Origin of the sequence: Leucobacter denitrificans (genome assembly GCF_014396385.1) — a bacterium.
In the GTDB taxonomy this organism is placed as follows: domain Bacteria; phylum Actinomycetota; class Actinomycetes; order Actinomycetales; family Microbacteriaceae; genus Leucobacter; species Leucobacter denitrificans.
In genome coordinates, this window is record NZ_CP060716.1 from 689,228 (window position 1) to 714,842 (window position 25,615).

Annotated in this window: 27 protein-coding genes; 10 read left to right on the plus strand and 17 right to left on the minus strand. The window is 60.7% G+C overall.

The window, feature by feature from the left end:
- Nucleotides 1–6: 6 nt before the first annotated feature.
- Nucleotides 7–1,002, minus strand: coding sequence for a cation efflux transmembrane domain-containing protein (locus H9L06_RS03285; protein ID WP_187555829.1), 996 nt, complete (start codon nt 1,000–1,002; stop codon nt 7–9).
- A gap of 221 nt (nt 1,003–1,223) precedes the next feature.
- On the opposite strand from H9L06_RS03285, the gene H9L06_RS03290 reads away from it, so the two are divergent.
- Nucleotides 1,224–1,493: a GlsB/YeaQ/YmgE family stress response membrane protein gene (locus tag H9L06_RS03290; RefSeq protein WP_187555830.1), complete on the plus strand. Its 270-nt coding sequence runs from the start codon at nt 1,224–1,226 to the stop codon at nt 1,491–1,493.
- A 45-nt stretch (nt 1,494–1,538) separates the two neighbouring features.
- A complete protein-coding gene (locus H9L06_RS03295) occupies nt 1,539–1,859 on the plus strand; it encodes a hypothetical protein (protein ID WP_187556509.1) in 321 nt (106 codons plus the stop codon).
- On the opposite strand, the gene H9L06_RS03300 is transcribed toward H9L06_RS03295, so the two are convergent.
- Entirely contained in the window at nt 1,856–2,893 is a 1,038-nt protein-coding gene (locus H9L06_RS03300) for a DNA topoisomerase IB (RefSeq protein WP_187555831.1), read from the minus strand. The two genes, H9L06_RS03295 and H9L06_RS03300, sit on opposite strands and share 4 nt — an antisense overlap.
- 217 nt (nt 2,894–3,110) lie before the next feature.
- On the opposite strand from H9L06_RS03300, the gene H9L06_RS03305 reads away from it, so the two are divergent.
- Nucleotides 3,111–4,295, plus strand: a complete 1,185-nt coding sequence (locus tag H9L06_RS03305) for an MFS transporter (protein ID WP_187556324.1) — start codon at nt 3,111–3,113, stop codon at nt 4,293–4,295.
- Between the two features lie 17 nt (nt 4,296–4,312).
- On the opposite strand, the gene H9L06_RS03310 is transcribed toward H9L06_RS03305, so the two are convergent.
- Both H9L06_RS03310 and H9L06_RS03315 read right to left on the minus strand, forming a co-directional pair.
- Nucleotides 4,313–5,158: an SDR family NAD(P)-dependent oxidoreductase gene (locus tag H9L06_RS03310; protein ID WP_187555832.1), complete on the minus strand. Its 846-nt coding sequence runs from the start codon at nt 5,156–5,158 to the stop codon at nt 4,313–4,315.
- A gap of 47 nt (nt 5,159–5,205) precedes the next feature.
- Nucleotides 5,206–5,982, minus strand: coding sequence for a glycerophosphodiester phosphodiesterase family protein (locus tag H9L06_RS03315; RefSeq protein WP_187555833.1), 777 nt, complete (start codon nt 5,980–5,982; stop codon nt 5,206–5,208).
- Nucleotides 5,983–6,150: 168 nt separating this feature from the next.
- Here H9L06_RS03315 and H9L06_RS03320 point away from each other — a divergent pair, with 168 nt between their 5' ends.
- Entirely contained in the window at nt 6,151–7,266 is a 1,116-nt protein-coding gene (locus tag H9L06_RS03320; protein ID WP_187555834.1) for a fatty acid desaturase family protein, read from the plus strand.
- A gap of 3 nt (nt 7,267–7,269) precedes the next feature.
- On the opposite strand, the gene H9L06_RS03325 is transcribed toward H9L06_RS03320, so the two are convergent.
- Complete coding sequence (locus H9L06_RS03325) at nt 7,270–8,328, minus strand: diacylglycerol/lipid kinase family protein (protein WP_187555835.1); 1,059 nt, start codon at nt 8,326–8,328, stop codon at nt 7,270–7,272.
- A gap of 126 nt (nt 8,329–8,454) precedes the next feature.
- On the opposite strand from H9L06_RS03325, the gene H9L06_RS03330 reads away from it, so the two are divergent.
- Complete coding sequence (locus H9L06_RS03330; RefSeq protein ID WP_187555836.1) at nt 8,455–9,003, plus strand: type 1 glutamine amidotransferase domain-containing protein; 549 nt, start codon at nt 8,455–8,457, stop codon at nt 9,001–9,003.
- Nucleotides 9,004–9,041: 38 nt separating this feature from the next.
- Here H9L06_RS03330 and H9L06_RS03335 read toward each other — a convergent pair whose 3' ends face one another.
- The 6 genes from H9L06_RS03335 to ku form a co-directional block, all read right to left on the minus strand.
- Complete coding sequence (locus H9L06_RS03335) at nt 9,042–9,419, minus strand: hypothetical protein (protein ID WP_187555837.1); 378 nt, start codon at nt 9,417–9,419, stop codon at nt 9,042–9,044.
- 109 nt (nt 9,420–9,528) lie between these two features.
- Nucleotides 9,529–9,837, minus strand: a complete 309-nt coding sequence (locus H9L06_RS03340; protein ID WP_187555838.1) for a DUF7882 family protein — start codon at nt 9,835–9,837, stop codon at nt 9,529–9,531.
- A gap of 63 nt (nt 9,838–9,900) precedes the next feature.
- Nucleotides 9,901–10,596 carry a response regulator transcription factor gene (locus tag H9L06_RS03345; protein WP_246454473.1) on the minus strand — a complete coding sequence of 232 codons (696 nt, stop codon included), beginning with the start codon at nt 10,594–10,596 and terminating at the stop codon, nt 9,901–9,903.
- Complete coding sequence (locus H9L06_RS03350) at nt 10,589–12,130, minus strand: FAD-dependent oxidoreductase (protein WP_246454474.1); 1,542 nt, start codon at nt 12,128–12,130, stop codon at nt 10,589–10,591. The genes H9L06_RS03345 and H9L06_RS03350 overlap by 8 nt, the downstream gene beginning before the upstream one ends.
- A gap of 64 nt (nt 12,131–12,194) precedes the next feature.
- Nucleotides 12,195–12,686 (minus strand): CinA family protein, encoded by a 492-nt coding sequence (locus H9L06_RS03355; RefSeq protein ID WP_187555840.1) that lies wholly within the window; start codon nt 12,684–12,686, stop codon nt 12,195–12,197.
- Complete coding sequence (ku, locus tag H9L06_RS03360; RefSeq protein ID WP_187555841.1) at nt 12,686–13,636, minus strand: non-homologous end joining protein Ku; 951 nt, start codon at nt 13,634–13,636, stop codon at nt 12,686–12,688. Before ku ends, H9L06_RS03355 begins: the two co-directional genes overlap by 1 nt.
- Nucleotides 13,637–13,705: 69 nt before the next feature.
- Here ku and H9L06_RS03365 point away from each other — a divergent pair, with 69 nt between their 5' ends.
- On the plus strand, nt 13,706–16,336 hold the full coding sequence (locus tag H9L06_RS03365; protein ID WP_187555842.1) for an ATP-dependent DNA ligase: 2,631 nt from the start codon (nt 13,706–13,708) through the stop codon (nt 16,334–16,336).
- Between the two features lie 95 nt (nt 16,337–16,431).
- On the opposite strand, the gene H9L06_RS03370 is transcribed toward H9L06_RS03365, so the two are convergent.
- Nucleotides 16,432–16,641 carry a hypothetical protein gene (locus tag H9L06_RS03370; protein ID WP_187555843.1) on the minus strand — a complete coding sequence of 70 codons (210 nt, stop codon included), beginning with the start codon at nt 16,639–16,641 and terminating at the stop codon, nt 16,432–16,434.
- 109 nt (nt 16,642–16,750) lie between these two features.
- Nucleotides 16,751–16,963 (minus strand): DUF6458 family protein, encoded by a 213-nt coding sequence (locus tag H9L06_RS03375; protein WP_187555844.1) that lies wholly within the window; start codon nt 16,961–16,963, stop codon nt 16,751–16,753.
- Nucleotides 16,964–17,189: 226 nt separating this feature from the next.
- On the opposite strand from H9L06_RS03375, the gene H9L06_RS03380 reads away from it, so the two are divergent.
- Nucleotides 17,190–17,465, plus strand: coding sequence for a hypothetical protein (locus tag H9L06_RS03380; protein ID WP_223165213.1), 276 nt, complete (start codon nt 17,190–17,192; stop codon nt 17,463–17,465).
- A gap of 82 nt (nt 17,466–17,547) precedes the next feature.
- Here the strand turns inward: H9L06_RS03380 and H9L06_RS03385 are convergent, their stop codons facing one another.
- A complete protein-coding gene (locus tag H9L06_RS03385; RefSeq protein ID WP_187555845.1) occupies nt 17,548–19,353 on the minus strand; it encodes an HNH endonuclease signature motif containing protein in 1,806 nt (601 codons plus the stop codon).
- 124 nt (nt 19,354–19,477) lie between these two features.
- Nucleotides 19,478–20,476 (minus strand): YihY/virulence factor BrkB family protein, encoded by a 999-nt coding sequence (locus H9L06_RS03390; RefSeq protein WP_187555846.1) that lies wholly within the window; start codon nt 20,474–20,476, stop codon nt 19,478–19,480.
- Between the two features lie 284 nt (nt 20,477–20,760).
- Between H9L06_RS03390 and H9L06_RS03395 the strand changes: the two genes are divergently transcribed.
- From H9L06_RS03395 to H9L06_RS03405, 3 genes are all read left to right on the plus strand, one after another.
- A complete protein-coding gene (locus H9L06_RS03395; protein WP_187555847.1) occupies nt 20,761–21,939 on the plus strand; it encodes a zinc-dependent alcohol dehydrogenase in 1,179 nt (392 codons plus the stop codon).
- A 69-nt stretch (nt 21,940–22,008) separates the two neighbouring features.
- A complete protein-coding gene (locus tag H9L06_RS03400; RefSeq protein ID WP_187555848.1) occupies nt 22,009–22,527 on the plus strand; it encodes a hypothetical protein in 519 nt (172 codons plus the stop codon).
- A 114-nt stretch (nt 22,528–22,641) separates the two neighbouring features.
- A complete protein-coding gene (locus H9L06_RS03405; RefSeq protein WP_187555849.1) occupies nt 22,642–23,226 on the plus strand; it encodes an SDR family oxidoreductase in 585 nt (194 codons plus the stop codon).
- 291 nt (nt 23,227–23,517) lie between these two features.
- Here H9L06_RS03405 and H9L06_RS03410 read toward each other — a convergent pair whose 3' ends face one another.
- Entirely contained in the window at nt 23,518–25,254 is a 1,737-nt protein-coding gene (locus tag H9L06_RS03410) for a DUF2075 domain-containing protein (protein ID WP_187555850.1), read from the minus strand.
- The gene (locus H9L06_RS03415) at nt 25,241–25,567 is read right to left on the minus strand and encodes a nucleotide pyrophosphohydrolase (protein WP_187555851.1); all 327 of its coding nucleotides are present in this window, start codon (nt 25,565–25,567) and stop codon (nt 25,241–25,243) included. The genes H9L06_RS03410 and H9L06_RS03415 overlap by 14 nt, the downstream gene beginning before the upstream one ends.
- Between the last annotated feature and the right edge of the window lie 48 nt (nt 25,568–25,615).

The following is a 25,615-nucleotide window of genomic DNA, read 5'->3' on the forward strand; positions in this document are numbered from 1 at the left end:
ATATCCTCACCGATCGGCAAACCCCGGGATCGGATCGGTCGGCACGACGACGACGTCTTGAATCTTCCAGTCAATGTCGGCGACTCCCGCGCTCACCTCGCTGAGTTGCTCGAGCGTCACCGAATCTTCTCGCGGCGTCACGAATATCTCGGCGTGGAACACCTGCCCCATGTCTCGCAGGCGGATCCCGTAGTCCTTGACCCACTCTTTCGATTCGAGGAGCGCAAGAATTTCATCTCGCACCGGGTGCGGATTCTTGTTGTTACAGGTGCGAGCACGGCGATCGGTCAGGTCTTGTACCGCTGCGGAGCAGTTCTTGTAACCATCCCAAATAATGCCGAGCGAGATGAAAATAGCTGCCGTGCCGTCGAGCCACCAGAGGCCCAACCCGATTCCCGCCACACCGATGATCGATGCGACGTTGGTTTGCCAGTCGGCCTTCGCCATGTCGGCATCCGCGTACAGCAGCTTGTTGTGCAGTATCGGCGCGAGCTTCGCCTTCGCTGGTCCGTACATGAAGACTGGGCCCACGATGATCACTACCATGACGGCGATCATCACCCACCCAAACCAGATGGTCGTGCCGAACAGCTCGATTTCGCCGAGCTTGGTTCGCTTGCCGTCAACGAACCCTTCGATGAGTCCGGTCACCGCGTCGAACGCTAGGATCGCGCCGACCGCGAGCAGGGCTGCGCCAGCGAGGAGGTGCCCGATCCCCATCGCCCGGTGGTTGCCATAAGGGTGCTCCTTGGAGGGTATGCGCTTCGTAAATAGCAAGGCGATGAGGAACGAGATCTGCGGGAGGAGCGAAAGCATGTCTTCGATCCACGCTGTCGTCATTGCTTGCGATCCACCGAGCACAAACGACACTGCCGTGATCGTACAGATGGTGTACCCGATGGTGAAGAATTGCCACTTCACCGCGCTTTTCAGCGCGCGAGCGTGCTTCTTCGGTAGTTCTTCTTTATCGGCTTGCTGATAGCCTTCACGATTCGTGACCATGACGATGAGTATCGGCCGCGGTGCCCGGCGGCGTCATCCCCTTGACAGTGGGAGGTGCGGGGTTCACTAGATGCCTCCGACTACCGTTCACTACCGCATCAATAACTTCGTTCGCAAGCCCCTAGCTGGCGGGGCGCGGGTCGTTCTACCGTCGTACTCATCAAGTCACTTCTGACCTGATGCCTGGGCGAAGATCGCTCAGCGACGAAAGGAGCAAGATCATGGGCTTCATTGCATTTCTGATTCTCGGTCTCATCGCGGGCGCAATCGCCAAAGCAATTCTGCCGGGACGCCAAGGCGGCGGATGGTTTGTCACACTCCTACTCGGTGTCATTGGCGCCATGCTCGGCGGCTGGCTAGGTGGCCTGCTTTTCGACGCGAACCTCGAAGAGTTCTGGTCGCTTCAATCCTGGGCACTCGCAATTGGCGGATCGATCATCGTGCTTCTCATCTACGGCCTGATCTTCGGCCGTAAGCGCGCAACAGATTGAGCAAGGCCGACTAGGCGCAACAATCTACAAAGGGAGTGAACACGTATGACACACAATTCAGACACGCACAGCGATTCAGACACGCGTGGCAACGACAATATCGAGGAGCCAACGCACGGCGACCCCGGTGTTGAGCGAACGTCGACCGTGCCGAAAGGGTCTCCGCACGAGAATCCCGACTCCCCTGAGGATGTCGAGACCGACCCCGCACTCGACGACCGGCTCGGCTCCGACTGGATCGACGAGGGCGGCGCTACATCAGTCGGCCCCGCGACCTCGGTGCCCGGTGGTGTTGAGACCGAGGAGTCGAAACGCCAGGTGCGCATCGACCGCGAGCGCGAGGAGAAAGAAGAAGAGAACCTCTAGCGCCGCGAACACACTGCGAGCGTTCGCTGCTCATCGATACTGAAGTGGAGCCGTTCGCGAAAGCGCTTACGACGCACACGTTCAATGACCCTCGGGTGACTCACGAGATCGAGCACCCGGGGGTCAACGTATGAGCCCTTCGTCACTGCCTCCGTGTTCCCAAGCCGCTCTGCCGCGATTCGCACCGCGTCGCGCAACACGCTTGCGCGGCCATGTTCGGTGGTGAGTGCCGTTCGGAGCTCCGCGGGATCCACCGCAAAAATCGCCCCCACCACGGCGACCGTGCCGCCCCAGGTGCGAAAGTCTTTCGCGCTAAATTCACGGCCGAGATGCCGACGCACGTACGCATTGACGTGGCGGCTGTGAAGCGGGTGAGGGTTCGGGTCTGCGTCCTCATCTGCACTCTGCCCCGCTTCAACGAAGCGAAACACCTCATCGCCGGGCAATTCAAGTAGCTGCGCGATAACCCTTGCCGCTCGCGGATCTCGCACGCGGCGCTTCTGCTCTTTGCCGCTCTTGCCCACAAAGTTGAACTCCACGATCGTGGGCGATACGTCAAGATGCTTCCGTTGAAGAGTCGTGATGCCAAAACTCCCGTGGCGCGAGGCGTACTCAGCGTTTCCCACTCGAAACAGCTGCTCGTCGATGAGGTGGATCACGCACCCGGCCACCCGATCACGGCCGAGCGACCGGCTGCGCAAGTCGCGATCCACCCTCGCCCGCAACTTGGGCAGCGCGCGCCCAAATCGCACCATACGCGCGAACTTGCGCTGATCTTGGCGCTTAACAAACGACGGGTGGTAGATCGCCTGCGTTCGCCCCGCCGCGTCTACGCCCTTTGCCTGCACCTTCGCAGTTGCGGAGCGGGAAATCTCAACGTCAGTCCAGGCGGGCGGGATCGCGAGAGCCTCGATTCGCTCAACCGACGCGCGCCCAGTGATGCGGCGCGCCCCCAAGCGGTACTCGAATGTATCGCCCGTATTTTCGCGCGTAATGTTGCGGGTTCGCTTCGCCGGATTCTGCTTCGTGACCATCTCCCGCCTCTACTCGTGTCGTATCTAGAACTGTGACCTGAGTCTAAAACTCGACGAAGTTCTTGTCATTGGGGTGGACAGAACCCATATATTTGGTACAAGCGACGAGTTATATAGACACTCGATGGGTTTTGCATCGCCGCTTGTAAGGGGGCATCGGTGTTCGACGCGAATGTCTTAGACGTCACGCAAGAGCTCAGCGCGTGCCTTCTCGGGTATCTCGGCGTTCCTCATCGGCGGCACTCTGGGAACGCTTGTTGGCTGGCGCCCCATCTTCTTCATCACGCTCGGACTCGCCGTCGTCGTGTTTCTGTTGAGCTTCAAACTGCGCGGCGACCGCGGCAATCCGTCGGTCAAGATTGACCTTGTGGCCTCAGTGCTCATTGGTGCGGCGATCGTTGTGCTCACCCTGGGCTTCAACAACCTGAATGCCTGGGGCATCCTTCCCGCCGAAGAGGCGGCGCCGTTCAGTCTGGTGGGGCCCTCCCCCGCACCGATCTTCATCGTGCTCGGTGTCGTGCTCGGCCAATGCTTCTTCCTCTGGACTCGCAGGCGCACCAGGCTCGGCAAGGTGCCGCTCGTCGACCTGAGCGTGCTCAAGCACCCGACCGAGCGCGCCGCTGTGTACGCGATGTTCATCATCGTGGCGATGGAGGCGGCCGTGAACTTCACGGTGCCGACGTACATTCAGGTGGTGCAGGGGCGTACTCCGTTCGACACGTCGCTCGCGATGATGCCGTTCAACCTCACCGTGTTCATCACGGCGACCCTCATCGTGCGCTTCTATAAGCGCTACACACCACGCACCATCGCACTCTTCTCGTTCACGCTCACAACAGTCGCGCTCGTCTGGCTCTCGCTCGTCGTGACGAACAACTGGGAGACCTTCCCCACGATCATCGGCCTCATCGCCTTTGGCATTGGTCAGGGCGCGCTCGTGACCCTTGTGTTCAATGTGCTCGTGACAGCAGCACCAAAGGAGCTTGCTGGCGACGTTGGTTCGATTCGCGGAACGGCGCAGAACCTCGCCTCGGCAGTCGGCACCGCTGTGATGGGTGCGGTGCTCGTCACGATCCTGAGCTTCGGAATCACCAACGCCGTGAACGATCACCCCGAGCTACCGGAAGAGCTTGTGGCCCAGGTGGATCTCGACAACGCCAACTTCATCAGCAACGACGAGCTGCGCGACCTGCTTGAGGGAACCGACGCCGATGAGGCTCAGGTCGAAGCCGCCATCAGTATCAACGAGGAGGAGCGACTGCGCACGCTGAAGCTCGGGTTCCTGTTGCTCGCGGGCCTCAGTGCGCTTGCCGCGATCCCGGCATCTCGACTGCCGAGGTACAAGCCGGAAGAGATTCCTGTGGATCCTGAGACGCTCGTGGAGCCGGAACCAGCGAAGTAGCTCGCGTCAATCCGCGCCTACTTGCGTCCGGTGAACTCGTCCATCGATGAGTAAACGTGGAACACGCGATCGGCGGCTACGTCCCACAAACGTGTCGGCAAGACCCCGCGTAGCGCCATCGCGAGTTTCACGGTCCACGGGCGCATCACCATGGGTGTGCCCTTGAGCATGCCGGTCCAGGCTGCGCTCACAGCTTTCCGTGGCGTCATGATTGGCGTGAATAGCGGGCCGCGCGCGCCCGCGAACATTCCGGTCGAGATGTAGCTTGGGCAGAATGTCGTCACGCGCACGTGGTCGTGTGCGGATCGCTCAAGCTCGAGCCTGAGCGACTCGCTCCACCCGATCATGGCCCACTTCGACGACGCATAGACACTCATGCGCGGGTTCGCGAGTGTTCCTGCGGCAGACGCAATGTTGAGGATGCGCTTTGGGCGCGATCGATCGGCGATCATTGCGGGGAGCACCTCGCGTGCGATCCACATCGGTGCGAGCGCGTTCACGCGCATCGTGAGCTCAATGTCGCGCTCGGCGTCATGTTCCCAGAACAGGCTGCTGCGCACGATGCCCGCGTTGTTCACGAGGATGTCGGGGTCACCGAGGTCCTCTCGCACCTGAGTCATCGCGGCTGCGACAGACTCGCGATCCGCAATATCGACGACGTACGCCCGCACGTTCGCGGGGGTACCGCGCCGCGCCGAAGCACTCCCGAGCTCGCGGGCGAGGTCGTCCACGCGTGCCTCGTCGACGTCCCAAAGCACAATCGTTTTCGCGCCCTCGCGCACGGCACGCCTCGCGTAGAGCTCTCCCATTCCGCGGGCGGCACCGGTGATGAGCACGGTTGAACCAGATACGACAGCATTCATACGCCCAGCCTATTTGCGGCTGTCGCGCATGCCTCGATGGTTGGTGGTTATCGCAGAGCGGCAACCGCGAGGTCGGTGCGATCGGTGACGATACCGTCAATTCCCATGCGCACGAGCTCTCGCATGCGCCCAGGACTATTCACTGTCCACACGTGCACCTCAACACCGTGGCGGTGAGCGGCTTCGATGAGGCGCTGGCTGAGCACTCGAATCGGCCCTTGCCGCTCCGGGATCTGCAGCGCGTCGATCCCCTGAAACGCCCGCGCCTGGAGCGCGCGCGACCGCAGCGCGACCGCGAGCAGAATGCGCACCATCACGCCTTGGCTTGCGCTCGTCACGACAAGGGTTGTTGCACCGACGCGTGACGCGGCCGCGAGACCCCGCGTCCGCCGCTCGTCCGAGAAGCTGGCGAGGAGCACGCGATCCGCCGCAATTTGCCCGATGAGTGCGCCCGCGGGCTCGACGGTGCCGTCGATCTTGAGGTCGAGATTCCACCGTGCACCCGGAAACTCGGTGAGTGCCGCCTCGAGCGAGAGCAATCCTCCGCGCACAGCCATGAGTCGTTCCAGCTCGCCGTACTCGACCTCAGAGACGGCGCGTGGATCGTCGAGGGTGCGCGAGAGGTCTTCATCGTGAAAGAGCACGACTGTACCGTCGCGCGTCACGTGGCAGTCAGACTCGAGGTAGTCGGCCCCAGCGGCGAGCGCGTTCGCGAACGCAGCGCGCGTGTTTTCGAGGATGCCGTCTCGTGCCAAGTCTTCGGGCACGAATCCGCGGTGAGCGAAGATGCGTGGTTTTGGGCTGTCGAAGAACGGATGGACCATTGCTCCAGTGTATGAGGAGCGGACGAGGTTACCTGGTGCGTGAGGGCGTCGTCGATTCTCAACTATGCAGCCAACGGTATGGTTCGCTCGCTACGCTGAATTAAGCGATCGGCAACCGCCTTTGGCTCCATGGGCCACTTCTGGCCCGCAACGGAACAGGTGCCGCTCATGACAGCCACACTTTCTCATACCCAAGCTTTCGAGGGCCTCGGCCCGATCCGCCCCACTCGGGCCCGCACGGGCGATTATCCGAGCATCGGTCGCGCGTACTCAAAGGTCTCGGAGGTGGTGCGCGAATCAGGTCTGCTCCGCCGTGCGCCATGGTTCTATCTCAGTGTTGGAGCCGCAATCGCGGTGGCACTCGGCGGCGCGATCACCGGGTTCATTTTGCTTGGCGACAGCTGGTTCCAGCTACTCATCGCGGGTGCGCTCGGGATCATCTTCACGCAGATCGCATTCCTCGCGCACGAGGCCGCGCACCGGCAGATTCTCGCGCTCGGGCCAGCGAACGATCGGCTCGCCGTCATTCTTGCCGGGAGCATCGGCATGAGTTATTCATGGTGGGACTCAAAGCACTCTCGTCACCACGCGAACCCAAATCGCGTTGGCAAAGACCCTGATATCGACGTCGACACCATCTCATTTGTCGAAGAAGATGCGGCCAAGTCGCGCGGATTCATTCGGGCGATCACGAAGTATCAGGGGTGGCTCTTCTTCCCGCTACTCACACTCGAGGGCCTGAACCTGCACAAGCAGAGCTTCGCGCACCTCTTCTCGCGAGGGCCGGTCAAGGGTCGTTGGACGGAGCTCTCCATCATCGCCGCGCGATTCGTGCTGCTGTTTGCGCCGATCTTCTACTTTCTGCCACTGGGCATGGCGTTCGCCTTCCTCGGTGTGCAGTTTGCCGTGTTCGGCGTCTACATGGGCGCTTCGTTTGCCCCGAACCACAAGGGAATGCCGGTGTTCGCGCACGATGCAAAGTTCGACTTCTTCACGAAGCAGGTGCGAACCTCGAGAAACATTCGCGGCGGCTGGTGGGCCACAACGCTCATGGGCGGCCTGAACTACCAGGTGGAGCATCACCTCTTCCCGAGCATGGCGAGGCCGCACCTCGCAAAGACTCGAGCGATTGTACGGGAGTACTGCGAGAAGCTCGACGTGCCCTATACAGAAACGTCGCTGCTGCGTTCCTACGCGATCGTGATCGAATACCTGAACCGGGTCGGGCTCGCGGCCCGGGATCCGTTCGAGTGCCCGATCACCGCCGAGTACCGGCGGGCTTAGCGCTTAAGCTCGCACGCGGATCGCCGCAGGTTGCACACTGATCTCGATGCGGGTGGTCTCGTGGAGATCGTCCCCGTCGACCTCGAAGACGCGCGGTGTATCAAGCTCGATGACGAGCGAGGTGATGCGGCTGTGATCCGCACTCGCACTGCTTTCAGCAGTGAGACCGTCTTCTGACTTATCCTTGCGCTTGAGCAGCCGCATGAGACCGTTATCCCACACCATGTTGCGCATGGTGTCGATCCATCCCGCGACGCCGTCGGCGCTCAACACGAGCAAGTCAAGTTCGCCGTCTGATGGATCGGCGTCGGGAAGCAGCGTGATGCCGCCCTGCAGCATGCCACAATTGCCGACAAGGAGTGTGTGGGCCTCGAGCCTGGTGGGTGCTTCGCCATCGAACGAAGCAGTCATTTCGACGAGGTCGCTCGCCGCGACGGCCCGCCCGAGTGATTCGATATAGGCGAGCCAGCCAGCCTTGTCTTTCAGGTCATCGTTCGTCTCGGTGATCATGTGCGCGTCGATGCCGAAGCCTGCCATTACCGCGAAGGCGTATCGGGTTGTCGCAGCGCCAGTATCAACGCCCGGCTCACCGCCCGTCTCACCGCCAGCCCCGCCAACCGTTCCGAGTTCGGCCCACCCGAGATCGAGCGGTCGTGACTCGCCGCTGAGTGCGAGGGTGAAGGCTCCGGAAAGATCCCCGAGAGGAACGCCAAGGTTTCGCGCGAGTAGGTTTCCGGTTCCCATTGGGATGATGCCGAGGTCGGCGGATCGCTGTGCATCGCCGGCCCGCTGCTCGTTCGCCAGCTGCTCAGCCACAGCCCGCACGGTGCCATCGCCGCCGACGGCGAGTACGAGGTCGGCACCCGCCGCTAACGCTGCCGCCGTGGCCCTCTGCCCCGGATCGTCTTCGAGAGTCTCGTGCCAGGTGATCTCGGGAACCTCGAAATCTGATTCCCCGGTCGCGTCAAGGGCCGACGCGAGGGCCTTTTCGAGCGCATCGCGCTCGGCCTTTGATGGGTTCCAAACAATGCCTACGTGGATGCCAACGTGCGTTGTGTTCATAGCGCGACCTTAGCGGCTGGCTGGGCCATTTTCAACGGGGTTACATTGACTCTCTCAGGAGGGTTAACTGTGGGGCGAACTGGCGTAATTACCGCGCCAAAACTGTCACATGCAAGGGAGACCACAATGTCAAAACTTTCAGGAAAGCGAGTCGCGGTACTCGCTACGAACGGTTACGAGGATTCGGAACTCACGGAGCCCGTAGATGCGCTCACGAACAATGGCGCGGAGGTTGAGATTGTCTCCACGCAGCCAGGCTCAATTAAGGGCAAGAACGGTCACACCATTGACGTTTCCATCACCTCGGAACAGGCAAACGCGAGCGATTATGATGCCCTCGTGCTGCCGGGTGGCGTCGTGAACGGCGACACGATCCGCGTCGATGAGCACGCGGTGTCATTCACGCGCGACTTCTTCGAGCAGCAGAAGCCGGTCGCGGCGATTTGCCACGGCGGGTGGATCCTCACCGACGCCGACGTCGTACGCGGCAGAAAGCTCACGTCATTCAAGAGCCTCAAAACAGACTTGCGTAATGCTGGAGCCGAATGGGTCGACGAAGAGGTCGTTGTCGATAACGGACTCGTGACGAGCCGCACCCCCGATGATCTTCCGGCGTTCAACAGGAAGCTCGTCGAAGAGGTCGGCGAGGGGAAGCACAAGGGGCAGACGGCTTAAGCGTCCGACCGCGCAGACCTCAATTACGCAACACGCAATTACGCAACACTGGCAGCCCCGGCGTTCTCGATCAGCGAACAGACCCAGATGCCAATGAGCGCGATGCCAGCCATGCTGAGCATGCAGATCGCGAGCACGCGAAGGCGTAGCTTCTGCTGATCGACCGTGAATCTCACCACGAGCATCGCGACGTAGAGTGCGATGACCACGATCCCAACTGTGAGGGCCAGAGGCGCTGAGCGCCCACTCCCGAGAAACACGAGTGCCCCAAACGGGATGACGCTCATGAGCATGAAGAGTCCGCCCATGACAATCCAGATGGTGCCCTTTGACTGCTGAAGTGCGGGCTGATTGATCATCTTCATGGGGTCGGGGCGCGGCTCGTTCTGCGCCGGGTTCTCGCTCTGCTCATTCATACCCCCAGAATAAGCACGGATTGGCCATCTCACGCATTGGGGTTGCAATTTATCGGAGTAGGTGTTGAGCGGGGGTTGTGGGTGTGCTTACGCCCCTACTCCACGACCTCTACTGCACAGAGATGACCAATCCGCGGTTCTCGTACGACGACCGCATGAGTTCTTCGATCCACTCTCTTGAGAGTTCGTCGGGTTCGGTGTCGGAAAATTGAAAGACAATTGGCGTGTCAGGAGACACCCAGAGCGAAGTCGATCCGGCGTGCTTGGCCTCACCGTTTTCGTCTTCGCTCGTGTGCACGATGGTGAGCGGAAACGCCTCTTGGCCGCGCAACTTGGCGAACGTGACTGAGCGCAGATGGGCAAGCGTGTTGTCGTCGATTTCGATGGTGTGCGCGTTGCCGTAGCTGAGGGTTCCCATGAGTGAGAATATAGCGCCTGGTCATACCACCCCGTAGGGTGGTGTATCGCCGCGGCGGTGACCCTAAGATTGATGGTCCGGTGGCAACATTCCGTGCGCGATGCCCCAGCGCACTGCCTGCGATCTGCGCTCGACCCCCATTTTTCGGTAGGCGGATCGGATATACGACTTCAACGAATTCACCGTGACATAAATGCGGTCGGCGATCTCGGGGTTCGTGTATCCCTGCGTGATGAGGGCGATCACTTCTGCCTCGCGCACGCTCAAGCCCTCGCGTTTGCCTGGCCACGACCCGATATCCTCTGCCGGCGAGTTCGGTACTGGTGAGTTCGGTGCTGACGGGTTCGGTACTGGCTCTCGGTCGGGAACACCTGCGGGCACCACCACGGCTCCCCCTGCGATGCGCACAAGGCTGTCTACGAGTTCGGGTGCGCCCAGCGACTTGCTCAGATATCCCGTGACCCCTTTTGCGAGGGCCTCCGCGACGAGGTGTTCGTGTGTGTTCCAGCTGTAGACGACGACTTTGCCAGAACGCGTGTCGGCCAGGATCGCAGCAAGGTCGTCTTGGTTGGACTGTGCTCGACCGAAGGTGTCGTAGAGGGTGAGGTCGACGGGTTGTTGTCTACCAACCAGCCCACCGACCTCGGTATCGACCACCTCGATTCGGTCGGAGAATGGCGCGAGCATCGCTTTGAGGCCTGCCACGACCACTTCGTAGTCGTTGGTGAGGCGGATTTGCAGTGGTGTGATGTCAATCAAACGATTCCAAGTCCTCGGTTGCGGGCCCCTCGAGCCTCGTGCCATCGGGGGCGAAGCGTGAGCCGTGCAGGGGGCAGTCCCAGGTGCGTTCGGCTCGGTTCCAGCTCAGGACTCCACCGAGGTGCGTGCAAATGCCGGAGACAGCGCAGACTCTGCCGTCGACTCGCGAGACTGCGACTGGTTTGGCACCGTCACGAACGACGCGCCCACGTCCCTCTTCGAGGTTGCGTACGGCGTCACTGTCTCGGCTCTCGGCCCCAATCGCGTCGGCCCAGTCACTCGCAAGGTGCGCAGCAACCTGCGTGTTGGCGGCGAGCGCGTCGCGCACTGCGGGAAGCTTCAGGTTGTGCTCGCGCAGGGTCATCGCCCATTCGAGGTGACCGCCGAGCATGTCTGCGGCGATGGTGAGACCCGCGGCGACGCCGTTCGTCATGCCCCACTTGTTGAAGCCGGTCGCGGTGTAGATGCGGTCGCCGCCGCGCGGCAGAGGTCCCGCAAACGGGACCCTCGTGTGGCTTCGATAGTCTTGCGCCGCCCACCACGTGACTCGCTCGGAAACGGGAAAGTGCGCGCTCACCCACCCGTCGATCTCGCGCAGGGCGTTCACGCCGCTGCCGCGGCCAGCGACGTGTGACTCTCCCCCGACGACGAGTAGTTCGCTCCCGGTGCCGTCGTGAGCAGTGCGGAGGGAGTGGGGTGCGCCGCCGCCAACCGCGAGGTACATGCCCCGCGGGATCTCGGCGTATGGCACTCGATAGGCGGAGACGTACGCGCGCGATGGTTCGTGCTTTGCGAAGAAGAGTCCGCGATCGAGGATCGGCGTGCCGGTCGCGAGCACGCACCGGTCTGCGGTCATCGTTCCGAGGTCGGTTTCGATTTCGAGGTGGTCGCCTTCAGTGTCAATGTCCCGAACCGGGCAGTGCTCCACAATGACGCCGTCACGCTCACGCAGCTCTCGCGCGAGCGTGACGAGCACGTCGAGCGGCTGCAACTGGGCCTGGTCTGGCAGGGTGAATGCTCCAGCGGTCTCAAACGGTAGCCCAGTCGTACGAGCCCACTCGGCCTCGACGCCCGCAACAGACGCCGCTTCGAATTCTTCCTCGAGTAACTCCTGGTGCTCACTATCGCGCACATATGTGAACGCGGGCCGTCGCTCGACGGCGATTCCGTCGGTCTCAAGCTGGCGCAGTAGCCAGGCTTGTCCTTCGCGGTTCGCCTCGGCGTACGCCTGCAGTACGTCATCTCCGGCGTGGTCGCGCACCTCTGAGAGTACGGTGCCCTGCAGCAGACTGAGCTTGCCTGTGGTGTTGCCGGTGGTGCCGTCGCCGATCCGCCTCGACTCGAGCACGGTGACCCGCTGGCCCGCGCGAGCGAGCAACACCGCGGTCACGAGGCCGGTGAGACCGGCGCCCACAACGACGGTGTCGCATCTGCGCGGTGCGTGCGAGTCAGACGCGATGCTCGGGCCGGTCATTCGCCAGAGCGACTTCGGGCGTGGCAGTTGTACAGGCTCGGGGTCAAACAAGAAACTCATACCAGCGACTGTAATTTGGGGCGCCGCATCCCATAAAGCCCGTTGACAAGTGGATCGTCAGTACTTACGTGTTCTGCTCGATCAATTCGGCGAGCGCGGTGAGCGCCGCGCAGATCGTCTGTTCCATGACCTCAACGGGCTCTCCATCGAACCTGAAGTGCTCGATAATTGGCTCGCGGCCAGCGGTGAAGGTTGCGAGGTAGACGGTTCCGGGAGGTTGCCCCTCGTCTGGGCCGGGCCCGCCGACGCCGGTAAGCGCGACGGTGTAGTTGGCGCCGAGCATGTGCGCGGTCGAGCAGGCCATCGCCGCCGCTGTCTCTGGTGTCACTACGGGGCCGACTGGGGTTTCGAGCAGGTTGTACTTCACCTCGGGGTGGTACGCGACGATTCCACCGCGATACCACTCGCCCGCCTCGGGTGCGGCGGAGAATGCGGCGGCGAGCTGTCCGCCGGTGAGCGACTCCGCGGTTCCGACCGTGCAGCCTGCGTCACGGACCGCTGCAATGAGCCGTTCGATGCACCGATCCACATCGTTGCCGAGTGCAGAATCGACCATCAGCTCGCCTTTCGTTCAGTTGCTTTGGTTTTTGTTGTGCTTTTCGCCGTGCTCTTCTTGGCTGTGCTTTTCTTCGCTGTGTTTTTCGTCGCGCTCTTCTTGGCTGCACCCTTTGCTGCTGTGCTCTTCTTTGCCGGGCTTCCCCGCTTCGCCGAACTCCCCCGCTTCGCGGCCCTCGATTTGGCGACGCTCTGCTTGAGTGCTTCCATGAGGTCGATCACTTCGGCACCTTCGTGCTCTGTCTCACCGAAGGTCTCCTCGGTGTCGAGTGAGTCGCCCGCTTTGCGCTTCGCCTCGATGAGCTTGCGCAGTTGCTCCTGGTATTCATCAGTGAATTGGTCGGGCTTGAAGTCGTCGGAGTAGCTCTTCACGAGCGAGGCCGAGAGCTGCAGTTCTTTCGCGCTGATGCGCACGCGCTGCTCGAGCGCGGGGAACGCCGCTTCGCGCACCTCGTCTGGCCAGAGCAGGGTCTGCAGCACGATGACGTCGTCGCGCACGCGAAGCGCCGCGAGCCTCGTCTTCTGTCTGAGCGCGAACTGCACGATGGCGGTGCGGTCGGTTTTCTCGAGCGTGCGACGAAGCAGCACGTACGCTTTCGTGGTTTTGCCGGATGGCTCGAGATAGTAGGTGCGTTCGAACATGATGGGATCCACCTGGTCGCTCGGCACGAACTCGAGCACCGAGATATCGCGATCTCGCTCTTGCGGAATGGACTTGAGGTCCTGCTTCGTGAGCACGATCGTGTCTTCGTCGTCGGCGTAGGCGCGGTCGATGTGTTTGTATTTGACGGTCTGCCCGCACACCTCGCAGCGGCGTTGATAGCGGATCCTTCCGCCGTCTTTGTCATGCACCTGGTGCAGGTCGACGTCGTGATCCTCGGTGGCACTGTATAACTTGACTGGCACATTCACGAGTCCGAACGTGATGGCTCCGCTCCATATCGCTCTCATGCGTACAGTAAAGACCACCCGCGTGTCAAAGGGCTACGCCTTGCGCCTCGGTGTGTGAATCATGTAGGTATGGCGAAAGATGGGCAATTCGTATGGGTTGATGGGCGCAAGCTGCGGGTCACGAACCTCGACAAGGTGCTGTACCCCTCGACTGGCACGACGAAGGGTGAGGTGCTTGCGTACTACAGCGCGATCGCTGAGACCATGCTGCCACACTGTGTGGATCGGCCAGCCACCCGCAAACGCTGGCCCGATGGTGTTGGTGAAGACGGCAAGCAGAATTCGTTCTTTCAGAAGGACATCGGCGAGGGCGCGCCCGAGTGGGTGGCGACGGGCGAGATTCAGCACAAGGATCATGTGAATGAGTACCCGCTTGTGAACGATGAGGCGACGCTTGTGTGGCTAGCGCAGCTCGCGTCGCTTGAGATCCATGTGCCGCAGTGGCGGTTCGACAGCGCGGGCAAGCAGCAAAACCCCGATCGTATGGTGTTCGATCTCGACCCCGGCGAAGGTGTGAAGCTGACCGAGGTCGCCGACGTCGCGTTTCTGGTGCGGGATATTTTGAGCGATATGGGGCTTCCGTCGATTCCGCTCACGAGTGGGAGCTCGGGGATCCACCTCTATGCGGCGCTCGATGGCACACTGTCGTCAGATGAGGTCGCGAAGGTGGCGAAAGAGCTCGCGCGGTCTCTTGAGGCGGATCACCCCGACGACATCACGAGTTCAATGAAGCGTTCGCTGCGGCCCGGCAAGGTGTTTATTGACTGGAGCCAGAACAATGCCGCGAAGACGACGGTTGCGCCGTACTCGTTGCGGGGGCGGATCGCCCCCACGGTCGCGGCCCCGCGCACCTGGCGGGAGCTGGCTTCGCCGCACCTCAAGCACCTGCGGTTCGATGAGGTGTTGAAGCGTGTTGAGCGGCGTGGGGATCCGCTTGCGGAGTTGTTGCGGGATGACGCTGGCGAGCGGGGCCTGGCTGAACGCGGCGCCGAGAAGCTCAACGAGTACCGCGCGAAGCGCGACGCGTCGAAGACCTCCGAGCCCGTGCCGCGGGCGGGGCGCCGTGATGTCGAGGACTCTCGTGCCGCCGATGCCGGTAGCGGCTCCGATGCGGAGGGCGACAGTATCGGCTTTGCTAGCGGTGCCGCCGCAAATACTGACGCTCGCTCCTCGCTCCCCCGATTCGTGATTCAGCGTCACCAGGCGCGGCGGCTGCACTACGATTTCAGGCTTGAGCACGACGGTGTGCTGGTGAGCTGGGCGATTCCTAAGGGGCCGCCGACCGACCCGAAGGTAAATCACCTTGCGGTACCTACCGAGGATCATCCGATGTCGTACCGGCATTTCGAAGGGGTAATCCCCAAGGGCGAGTACGGTGCTGGCAAGGTCGAGATCTGGGACTCGGGACACTACGAGCTCGAGAAGTGGCGGGACGACGAGGTCATCGTCACATTGCACGGCGCTCCCGGCGGAGGGCTCAGCGGTGGGCTCGGTGAGAGTGGTCACTGCAGTGGATCAAAGCGCTTCGCGCTTTTCCGCGCCGGAGAGTCTGGCGGCAAGCCAAGGTGGATGATCCACCTCATGAGCCCCGCCAACGCCACTCATGCCACCAGTGCCGAGAGTGCCACCAGCGCCACCAGCGTCGAGCGTGCTCAACCTGTCTCCTCAATGCGCGCGCCGCTGACAAAGCAAACGTCCCCCTCAACGCCAACGCAATCGCGAACACCAACGTTGTCACCCATGCTCGCCTTGGCAGGATCCGAGGCCGAGTTCTCTCGCCTGGATCTAGATGAGTGGGGCTTTGAAATGAAGTGGGATGGGATTCGAGCCCTGGTCGAAATAGCACACGATCGCACACTCATTCGTAGCAGGTCGGGTGCTGATATCAGCGAAAGCTATCCGGAGTTCTTTGGTCTTGCGGAGTATGTAAACGCCGAAGCAGCGGTACTCGATGGGGAGATTGTGACGCTCGGCCCTGATGGAGCTCCGAGCTTCAGCTTGCTGCAGCAGCGGTTCGGGCTCACGAATGAGCGCGACATCGCTCGCGCGCGACGTGCGGCACCTGCCTCGCTGCTGGTGTTCGACGTGTTGGAGGTGAATGGGCAGGACTGCACGAGGCTGCCGTATCGTCAACGTCGTGAGCTGCTGCAGGGCCTCGTCGAAGTGTCTGCTGGCTCTGAGGCGACGGGCGGAGCACCTGTCGCGGTTCCGGATCACTTCGACGGAACAGCGCAGGACGCCGCCGATGCGAGCGCCGAACTAGGTCTCGAAGGCGTGGTCGCGAAGCGCTGGAACAGCGCGTATCACCCGGGAGAACGCTCTGGCGATTGGATGAAGTTTCCGATCATGCACACCGATGAGGCCGTGGTGATCGGGTGGCGCGAGAGCACCTCAGATGCGAAGGGGTTCGCCTCGCTCCTGCTCGCCGATCGCACCGAGACAGGAGACCTCAGCTACGCGGGACGGGTCGGAACGGGGTTCTCGTCGGCGGAACGCCGGCGGATCCGCACCCTGCTCGAACCACTGCAGACGTCGAAGCCTGTGGTTGACGTTCCCGCCGAGGCGCAGCGAGATGCTCAGTGGGTGCGCCCCAAACTCATTGGTGAGGTCATATCGAAGGGACGCACCCGAACCGGGAGCTTTCGGCAGCCAGTGTGGAGGGGTTGGCGGCCCGATAAAACGCTGGCCTCGATGAACTAGCCGGGATCCATGCCGATGACCTTGCTGGGATCCGCCTCGATGAGCTTGCCCAGGATCGCAACCTCGGGCTAGCTCAAGCTCATAAAGTTCGAGGACTAGTTCACGTCTTCATGACCGCGCCGGGCCGGAGACGAGGACACATCCTCACCCTGCTCTTCGAGGGCCTCACGAGGATCGTCGGTCGTCACTTCAACCGCCTGCTCCTCTTCGGGAGAGACCTTGGGCTCAGCTTCGTCCCGGTGATCGGTGACGGTCAGCTCCTCGTCCTCGCTAATCTCTTCGTTCTGTTCCCAGATTTCGGCCATGCTCGCGCCTCGCTCTCTGCTCGTTTAATGCGTTTCACCAACGCAACTGGGATCCGTTCCCGTTACCTGTGAGCGGATCCCAGTTGCCCTAAAACTTCTCCTAAGTCGTCTATTCGACGTATGGATCCACCGGATCACCTGCTGCGGTTCTGCGCTGTCTGCGCGAGAAGTACAGCACTAGTGAAATAAGGAAGATCAGTGCGCCGGCCCCCATGAGCAGGTAGCCAACGAAAACGAGATCGATCCAGTCGACCGTGAGGTTGAGCGCGAACGAGAGAATCGCTCCAATGACGAAAAGCACAATGCCAGATCCCATACCCATGATGGTTCCTCCTTTGGTGTGTGTTGCCCTCACTCTCTCGTCAGCATCGGAACTAACGCTAGGGGGTTGACAGGAAACCCCAAGGCTGAGTTGTGTTTTTGGGCCGGGATGTGGGAAGGCAGGGTAACCCTCTGTGTCTCAGGTCGCAAGGGTGTGGTGGTGAGGTATGAGGACGGCGAGCCTGGTGGAGTCCATGATGCAAGAGACAGAGAACAGGATGATTGCCATGTCAGAAACTTCTACTTCGAGTTCCGCTTCGAATTCCGCCGCTAACACCTCTACTTCTACGAGCACGCCGGCCAGCCCCATTCGTGACAAGGACTACAACCTTATTTGCGTGCTCGAGGCTTCGCTGAAGAATGCATACCAGCTCGTGCAATACATCGAAGACGCGAAAGCCGCGGGCGACGACGAATTAGCAGAATGGTTCAGCAAGATTCAACACAACAGCCTGAAGGCTGGCGAGCAGGGTAAACGCATGCTCGCCTCGCGCCTCAGTTGATCAGAAGCGGCTATCTAATGGAGCAAAACTCATCTGATTGACCGGGCTAGTCGAGACCTTGTGCGTAACAGGCGCATACCCTTCAAAATGGGAACTCGACTTCGGGCCCGAGGCGTTGCTCAATCGGCCGCCTTGGGTCCACTCGCGTGGCCCACTCCGGTATTTCGGGAGCGTCAGAAGACAGATCGGCTGATGCTTTCGATGTGTGCCCATCAGGCGGATCAGCTGAAGCTTCTGCGCTGTGATCTACGAGGAGGTTGACGCGCGACTCAGCGACTGGCGCCGAGGTTTGCCCAGCGCTGCTCTCTCCCACCTTGAATCGCACACGACTCGGCGGCCGATCGACACGTCGTCGACCGGTTGGACTCGTCCACTCGTAGTTTCCGTCGGGGCGCTGAATCACCTTCCACCCGGAGTGGTGCTTGAGCCGGTGATGCGACTTGCACAGGTGCCCGAGATTTGTTGTGGTCGTCGGCCCACCAAGCGCCGCGTCTACCGTGTGGTCGATCTCGCAGCGATGCGCCGGCATCTGGCACCCGAGAAATCTGCAGCGCTCATCGCGAATCGCGAGGAAACGCTTCTGCTGCTCGGAAGGGCGGTAGCGATCAACCGAGAGAACGTTGCCCGTCTCTGGATCGGTGATCGCCGAGAACCACACTGGAGCCTCGGCCGCTATGCGCTTCGCCATCGAGACTGGGATCGGCCCATAACCCTGGAGTTCAGGGAGTGGAAGTTGAGAGTGACGCACATTCGCTGAGTGAGCACCTGGGGACTGAGAATCCGCGGACTGAGAATCCGCGGACTGAGAACCTGCGAACTGAGAACCTGCGAACTGATGGCCCGTAGATTTTGAGCCCGCAATATTGCTCGAGTCTGCATCGAGCAAGTGCGATAGTGGCGTCGAGACCTGAACTATGCCCTGAATCGAAAAGTACTGACCAGTCGCGGCGCCTTCAGCGCTAAGCGTGTCGCCGTCAAGAAGCAGTTCGCTGAACACGTCGGCACGAAGTTCTCCAAGTGAGCGGCGCTTCGCAACGAAAGGCGCAGCTGATTCAGCCGAGGGTGATTCAGCCGAGCGCGAGTCAGACGAGGGCGCTTCAGCTGATGGTGATTCGGCCGGGGTCGCGGGCTCTGAAGCATTCGATTCCACCGCACCCGCGTCAACTGCGGCCTGCTGCTTCGCAGCCTGAGTGATGCGCGAGAAGATCGCCGAGGCCGTATCGGCCGGGAGGTAAGCCCCAAGCTCAGCCATTCCGTCTTCCCGCGGCGTCAGCCACACATTACGATTCTGCTTTTCTCGCTCATGCCGCTCCTCAAGTGACACCCGTGCATGCTGCTCCGCAACTCGCCTCGCGAACGTGCGCAAGCGGTTAGGAGACTCCACCTCAGCAACCTCAAGCACACGTGCCTCAAAGCTCGCCCGCACCGCACGAGTCTCTTCGGTGTCAGGCACGCCGAGTTCGCCGATGAGACTGCCCGCATCGAGTACGACGAGAGCATGGGCCCGAGCGATCTTTGCCTCACGCAACGCGTCAACCGTTGCGGGGTACTGAGTCACGAGCTGCGCCGCCTGACTAACCTGACGCTCGGTGCTCCTCTCGGTCACATGTAATGCGACCGCTGCCTCAGCTATCGTCGCACGGTACGCGAAGGAGCGCTCAAGCGGGGAATCGTCATTGCACTGCTGCGCCTCAAGCGCCGCAACACGCTCGAGCTCGGCAAGCGCGACGAGCCGATCAGCCTCAGCCCTGCGGGCCAAACGCTCCGCCTCCTCCAGAGCACAAAGTGCAGCTGCCAACGCATCAAGGTTCGGAGAATCCGCGCCAAACGCGACCCGGCGCTCAGGTGCACCTGAGCCAGGATCGTGAGGGGTGGGCTGCGAATTCATACCCCTATTCCATCACCCGCTTCAGACGAATAAGGGGTTATGCACAGAACAGAGCACCAACTCACACTCGAAAAGAGCCATAAGCCACCTGTGAGCGGAGATAAATCCAGACAAGACCTCCTGATCAGGGATTTTCCAGCTTCTCCAACTCCCCTTCGGCCTCCTCCTGCGCATCCCGCAGCTCGCGCGCAGCGACATGAAGCCGGTCCTCGGCACGACGCACCCGGTGCTGCGCGAACGTCGAGGCGCCGTACTTCTCGCGCACGCGATCCACTGACTCGGCGGTTGCGACGACGATGTAGCAAGCAGCCACCAGAATCACCTGCGCCGACAAGTTGAACCACAACAACAAAGCAACCAGCGTCGCGAACGATGCCAGCAGCGGGTTCGACGTCGCACCGCGCACGAAGAGACTCGAAAGCTCCTGCAGCACGATGAGGCCGGCGCCGCCGAGCATGGAGCCGATCCACAGCGCACGAGCGGGTGGCCGCACGCCCGAAAGCATGCGAAACACCAGCGCAATCGCGAGCGTGTTTATTGCGAACACGACCAAGACTCCGACCCCGCGCGTGAGCACATCGACAACTGGGGAACGCGAGAACCCAAGCCACGAGGCCACGGTCTCAATGCCCATCGAACCAACAAACGAGAACGCCGCCGCAACGGCGAGCAACCCGCCAAAGCAGAGAGCAACGAGCAGGTTGCGGGCGATGACCCAGAGAAAGAATCCGTCGGTCATGGGCTGGTCGGCGATGACGCGCAGCGCCCTGCGTAGGCTCGTGATCGCGCCGATCGTGGCACCGATGAGACCGAGCAGAGACGCGATGCCGACGAGCGTGAAGCCGGTGGGTGCGTCGATCTTGCTTGGATCCACCACGTCGGTGAGCCCGGGAATCACGCTATCGAGCGCCTCGGTGAGCGCCCGCATCGCATCGGGATTATTGCCGAGCCACAGCGCCGCCAGCGAGAACCCGAGCAGCACGGCGGCGAAGACGCTGAAGAGCACGCGGTACGTCACGCTATCGGCGAGCCGCGGCCCCTGATGCTCGGAGTAGCGCAGCACCGTGCGCACGAGCCGCAACTCAAGCGCCCACGCAATGGCCTTGCGAATGAACTCCTTCATGCCTACACCTTTCCGTGAAGCGGGGTGGATCGCCACACCCTCTCCCTCCCCCAAATCCTGGCACGCCCTGGTACCCAAGCGCAGGGGGTTGCGCTCGCCGCACGAAGTCCACTAAATGCTCCATACGCCAATCACCCGCGCGACACCACCCCCTTGCTCGGGAAACCAGGCAAAAAGAGTATGGGGATATCGATCCGCGACAGCATGAAAACAAACGCACGAAAACAATCGCGCAAAATGCAACCGCACGAAAAAGTACAGCACCAATCCCGAAAGGACCCCACATGCGCGCACTGACCTGGCAGGGCAAACGGAACGTGAGCGTCGAGACGGTCGACGACCCGGGATTACAGCACCCCGACGACGCAATCATCGAGGTCACGTCGACGGCGATCTGCGGCTCTGATCTGCACCTGTACGAGGTGCTGACGCCGTTCATGGACGAGGGCGACATCATCGGCCACGAGTGCATGGGCAGGGTCGTCGAGGCGGGCCCCGAGTCGAATCTCACCGCCGACGATCGTGTGGTCATTCCGTTCACGATCTCGTGCGGATCGTGCTGGATGTGCCAGCGCGGCCTCACCTCGCAGTGCGAGACGACGCAGGTGCGCGAGCATGGCAGCGGAGCCGCGCTCTTCGGGTACTCGAGGCTCTACGGATCAGTTCCGGGCGGGCAGGCTGAGTTTCTTCGGGTCCCAAAAGCCAATTACAACCCAATCTCGGTCGCGCACGACCTTCCCGACGAGCGCTACCTCTTCTTGAGCGACATTCTGCCGACTGCGTGGCAGGGAGTGCAGTACGCCGGAATCAAACGGGGCGACACCCTCGCCGTGTACGGGCTCGGCCCGGTCGGCCAGTTCGTGGCGCGCATCGGCATGCACCTGGGTGCTGAGGTGCACGCGATCGATCCACTGCCGGAGCGCCGGGCGCTCGCCGCGCGATACGGAGTGCGGGTGTACGATCTCACCGAGGATCTGCACGACGAGATTCGCGACGCGACCGAGGGCCGCGGCCCAGACGCGGTGGTCGATGCGGTGGGCATGGAGGCGCACGGCTCCCCCGTCGCGCATTTCGCGCAGCACGCCGCCACCATGCTGCCCGACCCGGTTGCGCGCAAGTTCTTCGAGACCGCGGGGGTGGATCGCCTCGCTGCACTCCACGCGTCGATCGATCTCGTGCGCCGCGGTGGCACGGTCTCGCTCAGCGGGGTTTATGGCGGCATAGCCGACCCGATGCCGATGCTCACGCTGTTCGATAAGCAGATTCAGTTGCGCATGGGTCAGTGCAATGTAAAGCGGTGGATCGATGACCTCCTACCGCTTATTGAAGACCCGGCGGATCCGCTCGGCACCATGGACCTCGTGACGCATCGCGTGCCCCTCTCTGAGGCGCCCGACGCGTACAAGATGTTTCAGGAGAAGACCGACGGCTGCATCAAGGTCGTGCTCGACCCGAAGGCGTGACTCTCGCCTACCCGCGCACCGGTAATATGTGTGCATTCAAGCGATGATGCAAAGAGACAGGGTGTGCTGGTGCATCGAAAGCAAGCGGAGTCAGCTCACCATTCAAGTCTGACCAGGTACCTCTTCGACCTCTTGTCGACTGCTGGCGGCATTTACGGCCTCATCATTGTTGCCGGTGTGATCATCGTGTCGAATAATCTCACCGCTGCGACGTGGGAAGCATTGCTCGCGGTTGTTGCAACGCTCGTCGTCTTTTTTGCTGCGCACGCATATGCGGCGACGCTTGCTGAGATGAGCAACCGCGACCTCTCGTTTCTCGCTGCACTCAGGCGCGGAGTGGCGGATTCGATAGGCATGATCGCAATAGGAATATTCCCCGTTCTCGTGTTGCTCCTCGGTGTGCTTGGAATTCTGAAACCCGTGAACGCGGTTTGGTTAGCGCTGCTGCTCGACGTGCTGTTGCTCGGAGTGCTCGGCTGGTTCGTGACTGCAGCCCGCATTCAATCCACGCTCGCGCGATTCGGCGGGGCACTCCTCACGAGTGCATTCGGTGGCATCATCATCGCGCTGAAAGCACTCATTCACTAACTAATTGCAGCCGCCCTTTGGCAACGTCTCCGTCATTCGGCGGAGGCGGCCGAGGCCTCGAGTATGGTGCGATCATTACAACAGATCATCATTCGCTCACAGAGGAGCACCCACATGGATTTCAACCGCACACTCCCCCGCCGAGTCGTCGTGACCGGAGCACAGTCTGGCATCGGCCGCGCGGTCAGCGAGGCCGTAATCGCGTCAGGCGGAAAGGTGTTCGGAATCGATCGCACGGAAGGCGCCTGGGAGGCCGCAGGCTTCACCGCCCGCACCGCCGACATCACTGATGCAGGGAGCGTGACGCAGGTGTTCGAAGAAGTCGAGTCAATTCTCGGTGGATCGCCCGACGCCGTCGTGCACTGCGCCGGTATCTATCGTCACTCGGCAATCGAATCGACGTCGCTCGATGAGTGGAATCTCAGCATGACGGTGAACAGCACGGGCTCCTTTCTCGTTTCACAGGCGGCGAGCCGAGTGATGGAATCAGGCGCAATCGTGTTACTTACCTCGGTTGCCTACGCACGAGGCGACAGGCTCGAGCCATGTCTGGAGCTCAGCGGGGTGGCTGGCTTCGGCAAGTCCAGTGCCGACCTCCATGACCGCCCTGCAGGTCGTTGTGGACATGCTCATGAGCGAGGCCGGGAATGGACTGTGCAGCGACCCGCGCTCCGAGAGCCATGCCGCCGGGACCACTGAAAAGCTCCCCCATGCGGAAGGTCAGGTTGGACATCTGCATTATTCCTCGGACTTCTCGATTTTGGTGTTCGGCGGTAGTCTACCGGCGCCTGTTAGTGCAAGTCTTGGACTCGCCGTTCTCGGACGTCGTTTCTAAAGTTAGTAGGCACGACCGACATTTGAGTTCCGACTCTTGCGTTGGATGCTGGGAGTCCTTGGCCCAACCGTACCCGACTCCAGGCCTCCGCACGATTTCTCCTGGCATCGCGGCGTATCATGCGTCCCCTTCTCCGATTCTGACCAAGTCAGGTTCTAGGTTCCGTGTGTTGGCAGCAGCGATATCGACTTGCGCACTCGCTCTCGTAACGTTTCATCCTCAATCCATATGTAGGTTCCTCGGATACCGCGCGTCAAAAGTACGGCATAAATGTTGCGCACATACTCTAATAAGTCCTCGTCGCTAAACTTGATGCCGAGCATGTTGTTGTTCGCTTTGCCGCGTGCATCGAAGTAGCGCGAGCGCTCAAAGCGAGTACGACCTGAAATAGGGTCGAGGACAAGGTCGCCCCCGATAATGACGCCCGCATAGTTCAGGTCATAACCCTGAATCGTATGAATTGATCCCACCTCGTTCACCGACGTCTTTGAGTTCACCCAATCGGTCATTGTTCTGTTCCACTGCAGCCTACTTTCACCGATTTCTATGTCGTATGCCTGCTTGTCAGTGCGGCTCTTCCACTTCCACGCATAACCCGCGACCAACCGTGAAAGACCGAATTCCTCATTGCGGCGGAGAACTTCACGTCTCATCTCGTCGAAGTCGTCGAAAAACCGGAGATCGTACTCACCGAAATCCTGCGGGTCTGGGGTTCCCCCAGCAAGCATCTCTTTGACGAAGCCCACATAGTCAGCTTCAGCCCTCACCCGCATCTGTGTCACGAGCCGATAGAACCTATCTTTTGATTCCGTGACACTAATCAGCGCATCAAGTTCGGCGCGCGGCAGGTCAGCAGGACGAACCGCCTGATCCGAGTCGATGAGGAACAGTTGATGCGCGCTTTGGTGCTCAATCCAATCCAGCTGGCTATGTTGCGCGCCATTTGGACCAAATAATCGATCGTTGATTTCACCGAATTGCTTTGTGAGAGTCCCCATCGCCTGAGCAGATCGGCGATTAAGTCTGTGGGCCTCGTCAACTATGAGTAGATCAAATTTCTCAGTTGCCTCACCTACATCGAATGGGGTGAGGACCATATCGGGACTGAGCCCCGGCACCCTCTTGAACACGGCTTGGATTGACGCCCGCAATGACTGTTGCGGAATCACCAGACCAATGCGGAAGCCCGTTAATAGTTCACGATGCCCAGGCACGAAAAAGTCGGCGAACATCGAATCCTGATCTACTTGTTCCTCATAATCGTGATGCTGGATATCGCTAAGAAGTTTCATGAGATAGATAGCGAGGATCGTCTTGCCAGTGCCTGGATTTCCTTGCACGACGATAGTGCTACCAATACCTGACTCAATGTCTTTGAAGAGTCCTTCGAGGATGTCTTCTGCAGCGATTGCCTGATCATGTGTCAGTGCCTTGAAGGGTGACAACTTGAACAAGTCACTGTTCTCGATCTCCGGAATCGTTCGGGTGAAGTAGCCTTCGGAACGGAGCTGATCAAAGACATCGACAAAAGTTTCGCGGTAACGCTCACGTGAGAAGTAGTCAGAATCGGTTATGCCATCATTCCGATTGAGTACGCGAAACTTACCGTCACCCGCAAATAGGCGGATGAGGAATGATTCAAGATCTAGACAGGCAGACTTATTGAAGGTCTCATCGACCACAACTTGCACGCGTTCAAGGTGGTGTTTCGCTTCTGTCGCGAGGTGTTGGTTCAAACGGGCTACACCGTTAAGCGTTTCCCCAATATAGAGGTCATCCGTATCGCTAATCGTGTAGACGACCGGCCAATTCGAATGTTTGCGATCTCGCTGCCCCCACTTAGTGACACCAGATGCAGTGAAGTCAAATTTCTCAATACTAAAGCCGGTCATACTTCGTACTCCTGCCGCGCGATCTCTCCGTGGGGTACTTTGATTTAGTTTTCTCAAGTTTCTCGAGCATTATTTGCTCAGGGTCGACACCGAGTCGATCTGCCAATAAGTATGCGTAAGTCAAGACATCTGCGAGCTCTTCAATGAGTTCCTGCTCCGATTCCGACGCAGACGCATCCCATTGAAAATGTTCAAGCAGCTCAGCCGCCTCGATCGAAATGCTCTTTGCAAGGTTCTCAGGGGTGTGAAATTGAGCCCAATCGCGTTCATTGACAAATGCCCGCAGCTCGTCCCTCACTGACAAATCAGACATGTGTCACACGCTAGCAGTCTGTTGCACCCGTGATCACGTTCTACTGAT